The sequence below is a fragment of the Erythrobacter tepidarius genome (genome assembly GCF_002155695.1).
Classification (GTDB): domain Bacteria; phylum Pseudomonadota; class Alphaproteobacteria; order Sphingomonadales; family Sphingomonadaceae; genus Erythrobacter; species Erythrobacter tepidarius.
This window is the reverse complement of record NZ_MUYJ01000013.1, coordinates 27,009-41,479: the sequence shown is the minus strand read 5'-3', so window position 1 is coordinate 41,479 and position 14,471 is coordinate 27,009. Positions and strand designations below refer to the sequence as shown.

Below are 14,471 nucleotides of genomic sequence, written 5' to 3'. Positions count from 1 at the left end.
GAACCGCTTACGCGTTCGGGGTGGTGTTGTTGGCGTTCAGCTCGTCGCTGACGTTGTTGAAGGTGGTGTCGAGGCTGTCACCCAGAGCCTGCATGCCGACGATGGCGGCCACGGCGATGAGCGCGGCGATCAGGCCGTATTCGATGGCGGTAGCGCCAGCTTCGTCACGGAAAAGCTTCTTGATGAAGGTCATTGGTAGTCTCCTGGTTTCGGTCTTCGGTACCCATACCGTTCCGCTTGGCCCGGCCCGGTGTGTCTCTGGTTAAGTGGAAGCTATTGAGAAATTCCTAACTGCCGATTGTTTTGCGGCTCCGTCAGGCACCCATGGCCTCCAGCGACTTGTCCTCAACGTGGCCCCACATTTCGAGCGTTTCGCTTGCAACGAGCTGCATCGAAACCAGCATGGCGAGCACGATGAGAGCAACGATCAGGCCGTATTCGACGGCGGTGGCGCCAGACGTGTCGTCCTTCATGGTCCTGAGAAAGGCTTTCAACATCTTGGGAGCACCTGTCTAATTGCGTCCTGACAGGGTCGAGAATCGGGCCGGCGGGTTAAGAAAAGATTATCGTGCAGACGAGCGATGGAAAAAATTCCGACGCGGCCTCGGGCTGGATCGCGGTTGTGGCCGGGGCCTTGCAGCGCGGTGACGGGCGGTGGCTGATGCATCAGCGCCCGCCGGGCAAGCCCCACGCGGGCCTCTGGGAGTTCCCCGGCGGCAAGGTGGAACCCGATGAAATTCCTTCCCAATGTCTGATCCGCGAGCTCCAGGAGGAGCTTGGTATCCGCTGCGATCCGGCCACGCTGACACCGGTTGGCTTTGCGGAAAGCCGGATGCCGGAGGCGGGGCGGCAGATTGTCATTCTGCTTTACATCGTCGGCGGCTGGCACGGCGAACCGGCGGCGCTGGAAGGCGGGGCGATTGGCTGGTTCACGCCGCCCGAGGTGCTGGCGCTGGAGATGCCGCCGCTCGATGTGATGCTGGCCGCGCGGCTGTTCCAAAATCGCTAATTTGCCGCAAAAGCCCCTTGCCAAGCATGGCCGGCCCCCCTAAGTGCGCCGCTCCAGAGCGCACCCGTAGCTCAGCTGGATAGAGCACCAGACTACGAATCTGGGGGTCAGAGGTTCGAATCCTTTCGGGTGCGCCAAAAAGCCCGCTCCTCGCCAGAGGGGCGGGCTTTTTGGTTCTACTCAGGAAGATTTGGACCCGTTCGGAGTCGGAGGCGGCAACGCCGCCGAAGACGACGAGCGAACGCAGTGAGCGAGGCAATCCTTTCGGGTGCGCCAACAAGGCCCGCTACCGCGCAAGAGGCGGCGGGCCTTGTTGGTTCTGGAGTCGTTCTCCCTCCCGGCAAATCGCTTCCCGATAGCCTCCGGGAGGGCGGCCTGACGGGCGGGCAGGCGTTCGCCCTTGCGGTGCCTATGGCACCGATTCCCCGCAGGCCGGGTGCAGCGCTAGTCCTCCACGCTCCTCTCGAGCGCGTCCATGTCTTCGTCGGAAAGGCCGAAGTGATGCCCGGCCTCGTGGATCACCACGTGCCGCACCAGCTCGGCAAAGCCCACGCCGGTCTCCGCCATCTCGGCCAGCAGCGGCTGGCGGAACAGACTGATGATCGGCGGCATGCGCTCGTGATCCCATTGCGATTGCTCGGGCAGGGCGATGCCTTCATACAAGCCGGTCAGTTCGTAGGGATCCTCCATACCGACAGAGGCGAGCTGTTCGGCGCTGGCGAACTCCGCGACTTGCAGCACCACATCCTTGAGATGGTCTCGGAATGGCTGCGGCAAGCCGCGCAATACCTTGCGCGCCTGCTGTTCGAACTCGGCGGCGCTCGGGCTGGGCAAGGGGCGTGTCCTTTTTTCCGGCGCGAAAGGGATGCACTGTGCCTATACTGGCATAAATGGCGTAATATGCAGCTTGGCAGCGCCGGCGCAATCGGCGCATCGTCTGGCAAAGCCTGCGGAACATCAGGCGCTTTTGACGGTTGAGAAGTTGCCGGATCGACGGCTGGCGTGGCTTGGAGCTGATCGGGCTTCATGCCGATAGGATGAGAAAGACCAGACAGAATGAATTACGTTTGCGCGCATGATGACGAGTTCGATCCGGACAATCCGCTCGGCAAGCCCGATGTGCCGCCGCATGTTCAGGATGCGATCCGCACGCTGATCGAATGGGCGGGTGATGATCCGTCACGCGAAGGCTTGCGCGACACGCCCAAGCGGGTCGGACGCGCGTGGCTCGAATATTGCGTGGGCTATCGCGAGGATCCGGCGATCCACCTTACCCGCCAATTCGAGGAAGTGGGCGGCTATGACGAGATCGTGCTGCTCAAGGACATCCCCTTCCAGTCGCATTGCGAACACCACATGGCGCCGATCATCGGCAAGGCCTCGATCGCCTATCTGCCCAACAAGAAGGTCGTCGGCATTTCCAAGCTGGCCCGGGTGCTGCACGGCTTTGCCCATCGCCTGCAAATTCAGGAGCGCCTGACGGCCGAGGTCGCGCAGTGCATCTGGGATAATCTTGAACCACATGGCGTCGCCGTGGTGATCCAGGCGCAGCACGGCTGCATGACGGGGCGCGGCGTCAAGACCCACGGCGTGGAAATGGTCACCAGCCGGATTCTCGGTTGTTTCATGGACGATGACCGCAGCCGCAAGGAAGTGATGAGCCTGATGGGCTATTGATTCGCTTGCCTGCACATCGTGCAGTTTTCAGAGCATTGCGTTTCTTGCCTGCGGTAAATGGACACAATTCGCGCTTGGGATCGCCCCTCGTGGCTGTTATCCTTGGCTTTCAAACGGCCGCATCCGACGGCCGGGATAAGGCAGGAGATTGATAATGAAAAAGCTTGCTTGCGCGGGTGCGCTGGCGGCGTGCGCTCTGGCTTCGCCGGCGCTCGCACTCGAACATGAAGTCGTGATCGATCACGCGAGCGGGCCGATTGCGGCCGATTACAAGGGCGTGGTGTCGATCGAGACCACCCAGGTCGGCGCAGCCGGCGTGGCTGGCCGTCCGAGCACGCTCGCCTGCCGCTGGACCGCCTCGCTCACGGTCGAGCGCGTCGCTCAGGTCGGCAAGGCGCTCCAGTCGCGCCGCGTGCTGACGAATGAGGATGTGGCCAGCGGCTCGCGTCAGGGCTGGTGCGAAACCAATGCCAAGGCGATCGAGAAGCTGGTAGATGCCCGCAAGGACAGCTTCCGCACCGCGCTGCTTGCGCTGGTCGAGCGTGACCGGGCTGCCCTTCTCGCCGAGATCGAGAGCAGCGACAAGAGCCGCGGCGGCTGACCGCGCTGGCAGGTCCGCGCGGATCGGGGGCGCTCCCACTTCGGAAGCGCCCCCTTTCTTTGTGTGCTTTTGGGGTTTGCAAGTGCCCGGATGCAGCATAGCTTCGTTTACGGAACCGATCCGATCGCCAAATCAAGGAGCACCGCACATATGCTTCGCACCAATACCTCCCGCCTTGTCCTTGCGGCCGCGCTCGCGTCCTGTTCGGGTGAGACTCCGGCCGAAAAGCCCGTCGAAACCGCTTCGGCCGATGCGGCCTCGGCTGAAGGTGGGCCGGTCGATGTGGCTGCCGTGCTCAAGCAGCGCGAGGCGAATTTCGAGGCGATCGGCGATGCTTTCAAGGCAATCCGCGGCCAGCTGGAGAAAGACGCGCCCGATTTCGCGCTGATCGCCACCAAGGCGACCGATATCAACGCCCGCGCGCAGAAGATCGCCGGCCACTTCCCGGTTGGCACCAGCACGGCTGATGGCGTGAAGACCGAGGCGCTCCCGGCGATCTGGGAAAAGCCCGAGGAATTCAAGGCCGCCGGCCAGAAGCTGATCGATGAGAGCGCCAAGCTCGCCGAGTTGGCCAAGGGTGGCGACAAGGCTGCCGTGGGCGCGCAGGCGATGGCGATGGGTGGCGCGTGCAAGGGCTGCCACGACAAGTTCCGGCTTGATGACAAGAAATAGGCGAAGATGAGCGAGGCTGCTGCCCCGCGTCCTGCCACCGCGCCCGATGTGAGGGTGTGGGACGGGCTGCTCAGGCTGGCCCACTGGAGTTTTCCGCTGCTCATCGCGATGATGTGGTGGACGGCGGAAAACGATAAGTGGGCGCTGCACCGGCGGATCGGGTTGGTGCTGCTCGGCATTCTCGCCTTCCGGGTGGTGTGGGGCTTCATTGGGCCGGAGACCGCGCGGTTCAGCCAGTTCGTCAAGGGCCCGGGCGCGGTGCTGGCCTATCTGCGTGGCGATCGCAGTGCCGGCCCGGCCATTGGCCATTCGCCGCTCGGCGGGTGGAGCACGCTGGCGCTGATCGGGGCGATGCTGTTGCAGGTCGGCCTGGGGCTGTTTGCCGGTGATCCTTTTGACGGGATGACCGGGCCGCTCAATCCGCTGGTGGGAGTGACGCTGGCCGATACCATCACCGACCTTCACGAGGCTTTCTTCAATGTGCTGCTCGGGTTGATCGTGCTGCACCTGGCGGCAATCACCTGGTACGCGGTGCAGGGCAATGATCTGCTCAGTCCGATGGTGGGAGGCAATCGTCCGCCGATGCCGGGTGTCACCGGAATCGGCCCCTTGCCGTGGCGGCGCGCTGTGCTCGCCGTGGCGGTTGCGGCCGCGCTGGCGCTGTGGGTTGCCTTTGGCGCACCGCCGCTGACCTGAATGCTGCCGCCACCGGACAAGAAAGGGGCGCTTTGCGACGTGGAAAGCGCCCCTTTGCTTTTTGTCGGCTGCTAGTGTCTCAGAGCTGCCCGAGCATGTGATCCGCGCTCGAAACCTTGAAATCGCCCGGCTCTTCGACGTTGAGCTGTTCGACCACGCCGTCGTTGATCACCATCGAAAAGCGCTGCCCGCGCTTGCCCATGCCGAAACCCGAAGCGTCCATCGTAAGACCCAAAGCCTCGACGAATTCGGCATTTCCGTCGGCCAGCATGGTGATGTCGTCGCTGCCTGCGGCCTTGTTCCACGCGCCCATCACGAAGGCATCGTTGACGGCTGTGCCGACGATTTCGTCGATGCCCTTGGCCTTGAGATCGGCAGCCTTTTCAACGAAGCCCGGCAGGTGCTTGGCCGAGCAGGTCGGCGTGAAGGCGCCCGGCACCGAGAACAGCGCCACCTTCTTGCCGGCAAAATATTCGGAGGTCTTGACGGCCTGTGGACCTTCGGCAGTGGCCTTGACCAGCGTGACATCGGGGAGCTTGTCGCCAACGGAAATCGCCATGTTCGTCGTCCTTCCTGACAGGGGGAAATCCGCCTTCTCCTATAACGACCGCCACCGCGCGAGCAACAAATAGACATATAAAGATAAGTTTATATTTGCTTCCCGCCGGTCATCCGGCTAGGGGCATCGGACGAGAAAATCCGCCCCGATACGCGCATCTTCGCGCAGGAGAAAAAACATGGCCACGCTCGCCGCCGCCCCGACCCACGAATATGTCATCAAGGACATCACGCTCGCCGAATTTGGCCGCGACGAGATCCGCATCGCCGAAACCGAAATGCCCGGCCTGATGGCGCTGCGCGAGGAATTCGGCGCCGCGCAGCCGCTCAAGGGTGCGCGCATCACAGGCTCGCTCCACATGACGATCCAGACCGCGGTGCTGATCGAGACCCTGGTGGCGCTAGGGGCGCAAGTGCGTTGGGCGACCTGCAACATCTTCTCGACCCAGGATCACGCCGCCGCCGCGATCGCCGCGCGCGGCATTTCGGTCTTCGCAGTCAAGGGGGAAACCCTGGGCGAATACTGGGATTACGTGGGCCGCATCTTCGACTGGTCGAGCGAGGCCGATCCCGAGCTCACGGCCAATATGATCCTCGATGATGGCGGGGATGCCACCATGTTCGCGCTGTGGGGCGCGCGCATCGAAGCGGGCGAGGAACTGCCGGCACCGGGCAATGCCGAGGAAATCGAATTCCAGCGCGCGCTGAAAGCCTTTGTCGCGGCCAAGCCGGGTTACCTCACCAAGACCGTCAAGAACATCAAGGGCGTTTCGGAGGAGACCACCACCGGCGTGATGCGGCTCTATCAGATCGCCAAGCAGGGCAAGTTGCCCTTCCCGGCGATCAACGTGAACGATTCGGTCACCAAGTCGAAGTTCGACAACCTTTATGGCTGCAAGGAATCGCTGGTCGACGCGATCCGCCGGGCAACCGACGTGATGCTGGCCGGCAAGGTTGCCTGCGTTGCCGGTTATGGCGACGTTGGCAAGGGTTCGGCAGCCAGCTTGCGTGATGGCGGGGCGCGCGTGATGGTGACCGAAATCGATCCGATCTGCGCGCTTCAGGCGGCGATGGACGGCTTCGAGGTGGTCACCATGGAAGAGGCCGTCAAGCGCGCCGACATCTTCGTCACCGCCACCGGCAACGAGGACGTGATCACGGCCGAGCACATGATGCAGATGAAGCCGATGGCGATTGTCTGCAACATCGGTCACTTCGACAGCGAGATCCAGATTTCCGCGCTTTCCAACTACGAGTGGAAGCAAATCAAGGAAGGCACCGATCTCGTCACCTTCCCCGACGGCAAGTCGATCATCGTTCTCGCCAAGGGCCGACTGGTCAATCTGGGTTGCGCCACCGGCCATCCGAGCTTCGTGATGAGCGCGAGCTTCACCAACCAGACGCTCGCTCAGATCGAGCTGTTCACCAAGTCCGACGAATACGAGAACGATGTCTACGTCCTGCCCAAGCACCTCGACGAGAAGGTCGCCGCGCTGCATCTGGACAAGCTTGGTGTGAAGCTGACCCGGCTTACGCCGAAGCAGGCAAGCTACATCGGCGTGCCCCAGAACGGGCCGTTCAAGCCCGATCACTATCGCTACTGAGGCTCGTCCATCCCCCGCTCCGGCAATCTTTCATGGTGTTGGGGGCGAGGGGGTGGAACCCCGTTGCACTGCGACGAGGAGGCGCATAGCGGTTAAGCGATGGACACTTCACCGCTTTCGCTGGTGCTGATCGCGCTCCTGCTCGCCGCATGGGCGGTGGGCGCGAGCGTGTTCATGCTCCGCGCAAGCCGCTCGATAAAGCGGGCGCGTGCGCTCAAGACCAGCCTCAAGCGCGTGTCGACCTTGCTCGATGTTGCCCCGGCAGTGCCCATGCTGGTGCGGGTCGATGGGCGGATCGAAGGACCGGACAAGCTGGCGCGGCTGCTTGGCCTGCCGGCGATGCCCAAATACCTCAGCGAGCTGGCAAGTGCCACGGGCGGCGGTCTGACCCGGGAACAGCTCGACCAGCTCTCTGCCAAGGTGCAGACCACCCAGAAGAGCGCCGCACCGTTTCGCATGGCGCTCAATCCGCCCGGCTCGCAGCGCAGCCTGGCGCTTTACGGCACGCTCGCCGATCCCCGGGTTTCGCCCGGCGGTGCGGCGCTGGTGTGGGTGTTCGACTTCACCGAAAGCCATGCCGAAATGGTGCGCCTGCGCGCGGCGGCCGCGCGGGCGACGGGCGATTTCGCCGCGCTCGTCGGTCTGATCGAGGCCGCGCCGATGCCGATGTGGTTTCGCGGTGCGGATCTTACGCTCCAGCTCGTCAACCAGGCCTATGTCGATGCTGTCGGCGCGACCAGCGCGGCCGAAGTGGTGCAGGGGCAGATCGAATTGCTCGAACCCGAGCACGGACGTTCGCCGGCCGAGATCGCGCGCGAGACGCTGCGCCGTCAGGACAAGTCGGAACGCTCGGTCGCGGCGACCATCCACGGCGAGCGGCGGACCCTGCGCGTTTCGGAACTGCCGCTCGGCCAAGAAGGTGTGGCGGGCTATGCCATCGACATCGAGGAGCAGCAGCAAGTCGCGCGCGAATTCCGCGCCTTCCGTGAGGCCCAGCGCACCTTGCTCGATCAGCTCTCGGTCGGCGTGGCGCAGTTCGATGCCGACGAGCGGCTGACCTTCGCCAACCAACCTTTCCGCCGCCTTTTCAGCCTGACCGAGGAGGCGATCGAGGCGCGCACCCCGTTCGAACGTTTCCTCGCCGAGGCGCGCGAGCGGGGACGCACGCCCGAAGTGCGCGACTTCCCCGAATGGCGCCGCGAGCGGGGGGGCTGGTTCGAGTCGCGCACCACTTTGGAAGAGGCCTGGCCACTGCCCGGCGGCACCCATCTGCGCATCGTCGCTCAGCCGTTGCCCGATGGCGGGCTGGTGCTGATTGCCGAGGATCGCACCGAACAGCTCGCGCTCTCCGCCGTGCGTGACACCTTGCTGCGCACCCGCACCGCGACGCTCGACAGCCTGTTCGAGGCGCTTGCGATCTTCGCGCCCGACGGTTCGGTGCAGTTGTGGAACCGCAGCTTCGCGGGCACCTGGGGCCTCACTCCCGATCTGCTCGACGCGCATCCCAGTGCCGATGAACTGCTCGCCGCGATCGGACGCAATCTGGTGCGTCCCGAGGAGGCGGCGCTGATCGGCGCGGTGGTGCGCGCGGCGACGCTCGACCGGCGCGAGAAAGGCGGGCAGGTGGAGCTTGCCGACGGTCGCACCCTCCGCTTCGCCGGGGTGCCGCTGCCTGACGGCAACGGGCTTTTGACCGTGCTCGATATCACCGCCTCGCAGAAGGCCGAGCAGGCCCTGCGTGAGCGGGCCGAGGCGCTCGACGAGGCGAACGCGGTAAAAGCGAGATTCCTCGCCAACATGAGCTACGAATTCCGCACGCCGCTGACCACCATTGGCGGCTATGCCGAATTGCTCAAGGCCGGTGCCGCCAGAGACCCTCAGCAAGCGGGTGAATATGTCGATGCGATCCTCGCCGCGGTCGAACGCCTCACCGAGCAGGTCGAGAACGTGCTCGATCTGTCGCAGAGCGAGGCGGGGCTGCTGCCGATCCGCAAGGAACGGCTCGATCTGCTCGAATTCCTGACCAGGCTGGTGCGCGAGCGCGAGGCGGCGATCATCGCTGCGGGGCTGAGCCTCGATCTCAAGGGCCGGCGCGGGCGGGTGATTCAAGCCGATCCGCGCCAGCTGGGCCGGGCGCTGGGCAAGCTCATCGACAATGCGATCGCCGGCACGCCCGATGGTGGGCGGATCGTGATCGAGATCAGGAAAGCTCCCGAAAGTGCTGATTTCGCGATGGAAATCAGCATCGCCGATAATGGCCGGGGGATGACCGCGCAGGAACTCGCCCGCGCGCTGGGCGGCCTCGCGCCCGGCAAAGACGGCACGCCCGAACGCCGCATCGGGCTTGGCATCCCGCTCGCCCGCCAGCTGATCGAGGCCCATGACGGCACGCTCGAAATCGCCAGCCGCAAGGGTGCGGGCACCACTGTCACGATCCGTCTGCCGTGAACGGGACCAGGGAGGCCTTGCCTGATCTTGCGGCGATGCGGCGCTATGGCGCGCGGATCGCCGCGCGCTTGCAGGCGGGCGATGTGGTGGCGCTCGAAGGTGGGCTGGGCGCAGGCAAGACCACGCTCGCCCGCGCGATCCTCGCCGCGCTCGGCCACGCGGGCGAAGTGCCGTCGCCGACCTTCACCATCATCGAAACCTATGCCGCCCCGCCGCTGCGGCTGCCGGTGGTGCACGCCGATTTCTACCGGCTCGAAGACCCTGCCGAACTGGCCGAAATCGGGCTGGACGACTACCGCGAGGGCGCGGTGCTGCTGGCCGAATGGCCTGATCACGCCGGGGGCTTCGGTCGCGAGCCGGGGTGCCTGACAATCACGCTTTTGCCGGCCGGAGAAAGCGGGGAAGGCGGGCGGATTGCGATTGCCCGCGGGGGCGCGGATTGGTTAGGGCGGATGCCATGAACCAGCTTCCCGAAGGACTTGCCGCATTCATCGCCACCGCCGGCTGGGCCGATGCCGAGGTGCAGCCGCTGCCCGGCGATGCCTCGTTCCGGCGCTATTTCCGACTGGTGCGCGGCGGCGAATCGGCGATGCTGATGTATGCGCCTCCGCCGCACGAGGATCCTGCGCCCTTCCTCAAAGTGGCGCGCTGGTTGCATGACAACGGCATGCGCGCGCCCGAAATCCTTGCCGCCGAGCCGAGGGCGGGCTGGGTGCTGACCGAGGATTTCGGCAATGACCGGATGCGCGACTGGCTCGATTGCAACCCGGCCGACGAGCGCGAGGCCTATGAGGCTGCGGTCGAGGCGCTGGTGATGCTCCACCGCTTGGCACCCGGCCCTTTCGCGCCCTATGATATGGCCGTCTATGCCCGCGAGGCGGCGCTCTTTACCGAATGGTATTGCCCGGCACAGGGGCTGGAGGTTGACACAGCAGGCTACGCGGCGGCTTGGGAGGAAGTGCTTGCGCCCGTGCTCGCCCGCCAGAATCCCGGCGTCACCGTGCTGCGCGACTATCATGCCGAAAACATCATGCTGCTCGGTGCAAGCCCGCGCGCACCGCAGGGGCTGATTGATTTCCAGGACGCGCTGGTGGGCCATCCGGCCTATGATCTCGTCTCGCTGTTGCAGGATGCGCGGCGCGATGTGTCGGCAGATCTCGAAACCGCGATGCTGCTCCATTACGCGCACCATGCCGGGGTCGCGGACGAGGAATTTCTCGCCGATTACGCCCGGCTCGGAGCGCAGCGCAATGCCAAGATCGTCGGCATCTTCACCCGCCTCAACGCGCGCGACGGCAAGCCCAAATATCTCTCGATGATCCCGCGGGTCTGGGACGCGCTCGAACGCGATCTGGCGCATCCGGCGCTGGCGCCGGTGTCGCACTGGTTCGATCACAACATCCCCGACACCTTGCGGTTCGCCCGCGGAGCCTTTTCGGCATGATCAGGAAGCCCCCTCTCGTCTCGGACACCGCGATGGTGCTCGCCGCAGGGCTTGGCAAGCGGATGCGGCCGCTGACCGCGACCCAGCCCAAGCCGTTGGTGCGCGTGGCGGGCAAGCCGCTGATAGACCACGCGCTCGACCGCCTGGCCGACGCGGGCGTGGCGAAGGCGGTGATCAATGTCCACTATCTGGCCGATGCGCTCGAGGCCCATGTGATCGCGCGCAAGGCGCCGCAAGTGACCATCTCGGACGAGCGCGCCATGCTGCTTGAGACCGGCGGCGGGATGATCAAGGCGCTGCCGCTGCTGCCCGATCCCTTTTTTGCGCTGAATGCCGACAACATCTGGCTCGACGGGCCGAACAGCGCCTTTGCCGAACTGTCGCGGCGCTGGGATCCGGCGCAGATGGACGCCCTCTTGCTGGTGGTGCCGCACACGCGAGCCGCCAATTTCAACGGGCCGGGCGATTTCCACATGGATCCGCTCGGGCGTCTGTCGCGCCGTCGCGACGGGCGGATCGCGCCGTTCATCTACACCGGCATCCAGCTGGTCAGCCACCGCCTGCTGCGCGACGCGCCCGAAGGCCCCTTTTCGACCAATATCCTGTGGAACCGGGCGATTGCCGAGGGACGGCTCTATGGCCTCTCGTTCGGTGGGCTGTGGTTCGAAGTGGGCACGCCGCAGGCGATCCGCCCGACCGAGGAGGCGCTGACGGGTGGCTGAACCGCGCCAAGCCGGCCCGCTGGTCTATGCGATTGCCGCGCATCGCGGCTTTGCCGATGCGCTCGTCGCGGGGATCGTTCCGCGCTACCGCGAAAAGGGCTTCGGCCTTGCCCGCCTGACGCTGCTGGTTCCCTCGAGCCGCGCCGCGCGCACCTTCACCGAAGCCTTCATCCGCCATGCCGGCGCCAATGGTGAGGGCGGCCTGCTGATGCCGCGCATGGTTGCGGTCGGCGATCTCGATCTCGACGAGAGACTGGGGGCGGCGCTCGATCCCTTGGGGGCAGCGGACATCCCCCCGGCCTGCGATCCGGTGGCGCGCTGGCTGACGCTCGATCGTCTGATTGCACAGGAGCGCGAAGCGCTGGGGATGGAGCCGCTGCCCGGTCGCGCGCGGCTCAACCTGGCGCGCGAGATGGCGCGCACGATCGATCGGCTGCTGGTCGAGGAGAAGCGGCCCGAAGACCTGCTGGCCGATGCGGTGTTCGACCAGCTCGGCGATCTGGCCGGGCACTGGCAGCGCTCGATCCACCTGTTCGGCCGCGTCACCGCCCGCTGGCAGACGGAATTGGACCGTCGCGGCGAGGTCGATGCCGCGACCCGGCGCAACCTGCTGTTCGCCGCCGCCGCAAAGCGCTGGAAGGAGGCGCCGCCGCCGCATCCGATTGTTGCGGCCGGGGTCACCAGCGCCGCCCCGGCGCTGGCGCGGCTGCTGCGGGTGATTGCCGGGCTGCCGCAGGGCGCGGTGATCCTGCCCGATCTCGACCTTGCGATGGATGATGCGGCGTGGGCCGAACTCGGGCTGGCCGGTGTTGCGTCCGAACCGGGCGGCCCGACGTTCGGCGCGCAGGACGCGCTCACCCATCCGCAATATCATCTGAAGCTGCTGCTCAACCGGATGGGCGTCAACCGCGCCGAGGTGCGGCCCTGGCATCGCCGCGGGATGAGCGCAGCCGAACCGGCGCGCAGCCGCGCGATTTCCTCGCTGTTCCTGCCTCCGCAGGCGAGCCGATCATGGAGCACCCTCGATCCCGACAAGCGCCGACTGGCAGGCGTGCGGCTGCTTACCAGCGTAACGATCGAGGAAGAAGCCCAGGCGATTGCCCTGCTGGTGCGCGAGGCGTTGGAAACGCCGGAGAAGCGCGTCGCCGTCGTCACCGCCAATCGCGGTCTGGCGCGGCGGGTGGTGCAGCATCTTGAACGCTGGAACATCACGGCCGACGATTCCGCCGGACGCCCACTGGCGCTCACGCCGGCGGGCAGGCTGTTCGGGCTGCTCGCCGAACTGGCGAGCAATGGCCTCGATCCCGCCAATCTTGTCGCTGCTTTCGCCCATCCGCTCGTGTGTGGTTGGGACGCTCAGACACGTCGCGCATGGCTCACGGGCTTGCGCGCCTTCGACCGCGAATTGCGTGGCCCGGCACCGGCACCGGGACTCGAACCGCTGCGCGCGGCGGCGCGCAAGGCCAAGGTCGAAGCGTGGTGGGACGGGGCCGAAGCCCTGGTCGCGCCGCTTGGTGACTGGCCCCGCGTCATCCCGCTCGCCGAGGCGCTCGAACGGCTGACCCAGGCCGGCGAGGCCTTTGCGCGCACGGCCCTGTGGGAGCGCGAGGACGGGCGGGCGCTCGGCACCATGATCGAGCAGCTGCGGGCCCAGGCAGAATTGCTCGGCACCATGATCGAGACCGCCGACCTGGCCGGGGCCTTGCGCGATTGCATGGACGCGGTCGCAGTGCGCCCCGGCTATGGCGGGCACCCGCGCGTCGCAATCTATGGCCTGCTCGAAGCGCGCATGGCGCGCGCCGATCTGGTGATCTGCGGGGGGCTTAACGAGGGTAGCTGGCCGCAGCCGCCCGGTGCCGACGCGCTGCTTGCGCCTGCCATCCTGCGCGCCCTCGGCGTGCCGGGGGCAGAGTTGCGCATCGGCCTTGCCGCGCATGACCTTGCTGGCTGCATGGGCGCGCCCGAGGTGGTGCTCACCCGCTCGCTGCGCGATGCCGAGGGGCCAACCCTGCCTTCACGGTTCCTGCTGCGGGTCGAGGCGCTTCTGGGAGCGGATCTGGCGCAGGAGCACCGCGAAATCCGCATCCCCGCGCTGCTCCCGCATCTCGACCGGCAACGTCCGGCCGCCGCACCCTATCCCCGCCCGGCGCCCGATCCCGCGCCGGACAAGCGCCGCGTGCCGATCAAGGTCACCGCGCTCGATCGGCTGCTGGGCGATCCCTACCAGTTCTACGCCTTGGCGATCCTCGATCTGAAACGGCTCGACCCGCTCAGCGCCGATCCCTTCAGCGATCCGGCGCTGCGTGGCACGCTGGTGCATGACATTCTCGATAAGTGGCACAAGGCGCGTGCGGGCGATCCCGGCCTTGCCATCGGCCGCTTTGCCGAAGAAGGCTTTGCCGCCGCGCGCGTCCACCCGTTGTTCCGCGCGCTGTGGCAGCCGCGCCTGATCGCAGCGCTGAGCCGGTTCGAGGAATGGGTGCGCGCCGCCGAGACCGAAGGGCGCACGGTGCTTGCCTCGGAAATTTCGGGTGCGATGGTGGTCGACGGGGTGACGGTCAAGGGCCGGGCCGACCGGATCGACCGGCTCGCCGACGGGTCATTGGCGATCGTCGATTACAAGACCGGCGCGCCGCCGAAGAAGAAACAGGTGATGACCGGCTATGCCTTGCAACTCGGCCTGCTCGGCCTGATCGCGCGCGACGGGCGCTTTGCCGATCAGAAGACCGGGCAGATCGTCACCGGCACGCCGACGCGGTTCGAATATTGGTCGCTGGGCAAGGCGAAGAAGGAAGGCGGCTTCGGCTATCATGAGACGCCGATGAAGGAGGGCAAGGCCAAGACCGGGCTCGACCCGGACCAGTATCTGCCCTTCCACGAGGCCAGGCTCGGCGAGGCGATCCGAGACTACATCAAGGGCCGCAAACCCTTCCGTGCACGCGAAAACCCCGATTACGAGGGGTATAACGAATATGACCAACTGATGCGGCTGGAAGAATGGCTGGTGCGCCTGACCGCCGAGGAGCGCGAGGCATGAGCG

Annotated in this window: 15 protein-coding genes and 1 tRNA gene; 12 read left to right on the top strand and 4 right to left on the bottom strand. The window is 65.9% G+C overall.

Going from position 1 to position 14,471, the window contains the following annotated elements; genetic code table 11:
• Positions 1-7: 7 nt before the first annotated feature.
• Together BZF61_RS12840 and BZF61_RS12835 are read right to left on the bottom strand one after the other, a co-directional pair.
• Entirely contained in the window at positions 8-193 is a 186-nt protein-coding gene (locus BZF61_RS12840; RefSeq protein WP_086619788.1) for a Flp family type IVb pilin, read from the bottom strand.
• A gap of 121 nt (positions 194-314) precedes the next feature.
• A complete protein-coding gene (locus tag BZF61_RS12835) occupies positions 315-497 on the bottom strand; it encodes a Flp family type IVb pilin (RefSeq protein WP_086619786.1) in 183 nt (60 codons plus the stop codon).
• Positions 498-568: 71 nt separating this feature from the next.
• Here BZF61_RS12835 and BZF61_RS12830 point away from each other — a divergent pair, with 71 nt between their 5' ends.
• Together BZF61_RS12830 and BZF61_RS12825 are read left to right on the top strand one after the other, a co-directional pair.
• Positions 569-1,009 carry a (deoxy)nucleoside triphosphate pyrophosphohydrolase gene (locus BZF61_RS12830; RefSeq protein ID WP_245804636.1) on the top strand — a complete coding sequence of 147 codons (441 nt, stop codon included), beginning with the start codon at positions 569-571 and terminating at the stop codon, positions 1,007-1,009.
• Between the two features lie 60 nt (positions 1,010-1,069).
• Positions 1,070-1,146: transfer RNA gene (locus BZF61_RS12825), tRNA-Arg, on the top strand.
• A 307-nt stretch (positions 1,147-1,453) separates the two neighbouring features.
• Here BZF61_RS12825 and BZF61_RS12820 read toward each other — a convergent pair.
• On the bottom strand, positions 1,454-1,843 hold the full coding sequence (locus BZF61_RS12820) for a metallopeptidase family protein (protein ID WP_086619785.1): 390 nt from the start codon (positions 1,841-1,843) through the stop codon (positions 1,454-1,456).
• 222 nt (positions 1,844-2,065) lie between these two features.
• Here BZF61_RS12820 and folE point away from each other — a divergent pair, with 222 nt between their 5' ends.
• The 4 genes from folE to BZF61_RS12800 all read left to right on the top strand — a co-directional run bounded on the left by folE (position 2,066) and on the right by BZF61_RS12800 (position 4,655).
• Positions 2,066-2,686 carry a GTP cyclohydrolase I FolE gene (gene folE, locus BZF61_RS12815; protein WP_086619783.1) on the top strand — a complete coding sequence of 207 codons (621 nt, stop codon included), beginning with the start codon at positions 2,066-2,068 and terminating at the stop codon, positions 2,684-2,686.
• A gap of 154 nt (positions 2,687-2,840) precedes the next feature.
• Complete coding sequence (locus tag BZF61_RS12810; protein ID WP_086619781.1) at positions 2,841-3,287, top strand: hypothetical protein; 447 nt, start codon at positions 2,841-2,843, stop codon at positions 3,285-3,287.
• 150 nt (positions 3,288-3,437) lie between these two features.
• Positions 3,438-3,959 (top strand): c-type cytochrome, encoded by a 522-nt coding sequence (locus tag BZF61_RS12805; RefSeq protein ID WP_158094103.1) that lies wholly within the window; start codon positions 3,438-3,440, stop codon positions 3,957-3,959.
• A 6-nt stretch (positions 3,960-3,965) separates the two neighbouring features.
• Positions 3,966-4,655, top strand: coding sequence for a cytochrome b/b6 domain-containing protein (locus tag BZF61_RS12800; RefSeq protein WP_086619778.1), 690 nt, complete (start codon positions 3,966-3,968; stop codon positions 4,653-4,655).
• A 79-nt stretch (positions 4,656-4,734) separates the two neighbouring features.
• Here the strand turns inward: BZF61_RS12800 and BZF61_RS12795 are convergent, their stop codons facing one another.
• Entirely contained in the window at positions 4,735-5,214 is a 480-nt protein-coding gene (locus BZF61_RS12795) for a peroxiredoxin (RefSeq protein WP_086619776.1), read from the bottom strand.
• Between the two features lie 178 nt (positions 5,215-5,392).
• Here BZF61_RS12795 and ahcY point away from each other — a divergent pair, with 178 nt between their 5' ends.
• From ahcY to addB, 6 genes are all read left to right on the top strand, one after another.
• Positions 5,393-6,817 carry an adenosylhomocysteinase gene (ahcY, locus tag BZF61_RS12790; RefSeq protein WP_086619775.1) on the top strand — a complete coding sequence of 475 codons (1,425 nt, stop codon included), beginning with the start codon at positions 5,393-5,395 and terminating at the stop codon, positions 6,815-6,817.
• Between the two features lie 99 nt (positions 6,818-6,916).
• A complete protein-coding gene (locus BZF61_RS12785; RefSeq protein ID WP_086619773.1) occupies positions 6,917-9,265 on the top strand; it encodes a PAS domain-containing sensor histidine kinase in 2,349 nt (782 codons plus the stop codon).
• On the top strand, positions 9,262-9,726 hold the full coding sequence (gene tsaE / locus BZF61_RS12780) for a tRNA (adenosine(37)-N6)-threonylcarbamoyltransferase complex ATPase subunit type 1 TsaE (protein WP_086619772.1): 465 nt from the start codon (positions 9,262-9,264) through the stop codon (positions 9,724-9,726). The genes BZF61_RS12785 and tsaE overlap by 4 nt, the downstream gene beginning before the upstream one ends.
• Positions 9,723-10,709 carry an aminoglycoside phosphotransferase family protein gene (locus BZF61_RS12775; RefSeq protein WP_086619770.1) on the top strand — a complete coding sequence of 329 codons (987 nt, stop codon included), beginning with the start codon at positions 9,723-9,725 and terminating at the stop codon, positions 10,707-10,709. Before tsaE ends, BZF61_RS12775 begins: the two co-directional genes overlap by 4 nt.
• Positions 10,706-11,431 (top strand): nucleotidyltransferase family protein, encoded by a 726-nt coding sequence (locus BZF61_RS12770; protein WP_211276782.1) that lies wholly within the window; start codon positions 10,706-10,708, stop codon positions 11,429-11,431. Before BZF61_RS12775 ends, BZF61_RS12770 begins: the two co-directional genes overlap by 4 nt.
• Complete coding sequence (gene addB / locus BZF61_RS12765; RefSeq protein WP_086619768.1) at positions 11,424-14,468, top strand: double-strand break repair protein AddB; 3,045 nt, start codon at positions 11,424-11,426, stop codon at positions 14,466-14,468. The genes BZF61_RS12770 and addB overlap by 8 nt, the downstream gene beginning before the upstream one ends.
• Positions 14,469-14,471: the final 3 nt, after the last annotated feature.

Excerpts from the sequence above, each read along its gene's own strand:
- BZF61_RS12795 (WP_086619776.1), bottom strand. The coding sequence starts at position 5,214 with ATGGCGATTTCCGTTGGCGACAAGCTCCCCGATGTCACGCTGGTCAAG.
- BZF61_RS12785 (WP_086619773.1), top strand. The coding sequence starts at position 6,917 with ATGGACACTTCACCGCTTTCGCTGGTGCTGATCGCGCTCCTGCTCGCC.
- BZF61_RS12775 (WP_086619770.1), top strand. The coding sequence starts at position 9,723 with ATGAACCAGCTTCCCGAAGGACTTGCCGCATTCATCGCCACCGCCGGC.
- BZF61_RS12770 (WP_211276782.1), top strand. The coding sequence starts at position 10,706 with ATGATCAGGAAGCCCCCTCTCGTCTCGGACACCGCGATGGTGCTCGCC.
- BZF61_RS12805 (WP_158094103.1), top strand. The coding sequence starts at position 3,438 with ATGCTTCGCACCAATACCTCCCGCCTTGTCCTTGCGGCCGCGCTCGCG.
- ahcY (WP_086619775.1), top strand. The coding sequence starts at position 5,393 with ATGGCCACGCTCGCCGCCGCCCCGACCCACGAATATGTCATCAAGGAC.
- folE (WP_086619783.1), top strand. The coding sequence starts at position 2,066 with ATGAATTACGTTTGCGCGCATGATGACGAGTTCGATCCGGACAATCCG.
- BZF61_RS12800 (WP_086619778.1), top strand. The coding sequence starts at position 3,966 with ATGAGCGAGGCTGCTGCCCCGCGTCCTGCCACCGCGCCCGATGTGAGG.
- BZF61_RS12840 (WP_086619788.1), bottom strand. The coding sequence starts at position 193 with ATGACCTTCATCAAGAAGCTTTTCCGTGACGAAGCTGGCGCTACCGCC.
- BZF61_RS12810 (WP_086619781.1), top strand. The coding sequence starts at position 2,841 with ATGAAAAAGCTTGCTTGCGCGGGTGCGCTGGCGGCGTGCGCTCTGGCT.
- BZF61_RS12835 (WP_086619786.1), bottom strand. The coding sequence starts at position 497 with ATGTTGAAAGCCTTTCTCAGGACCATGAAGGACGACACGTCTGGCGCC.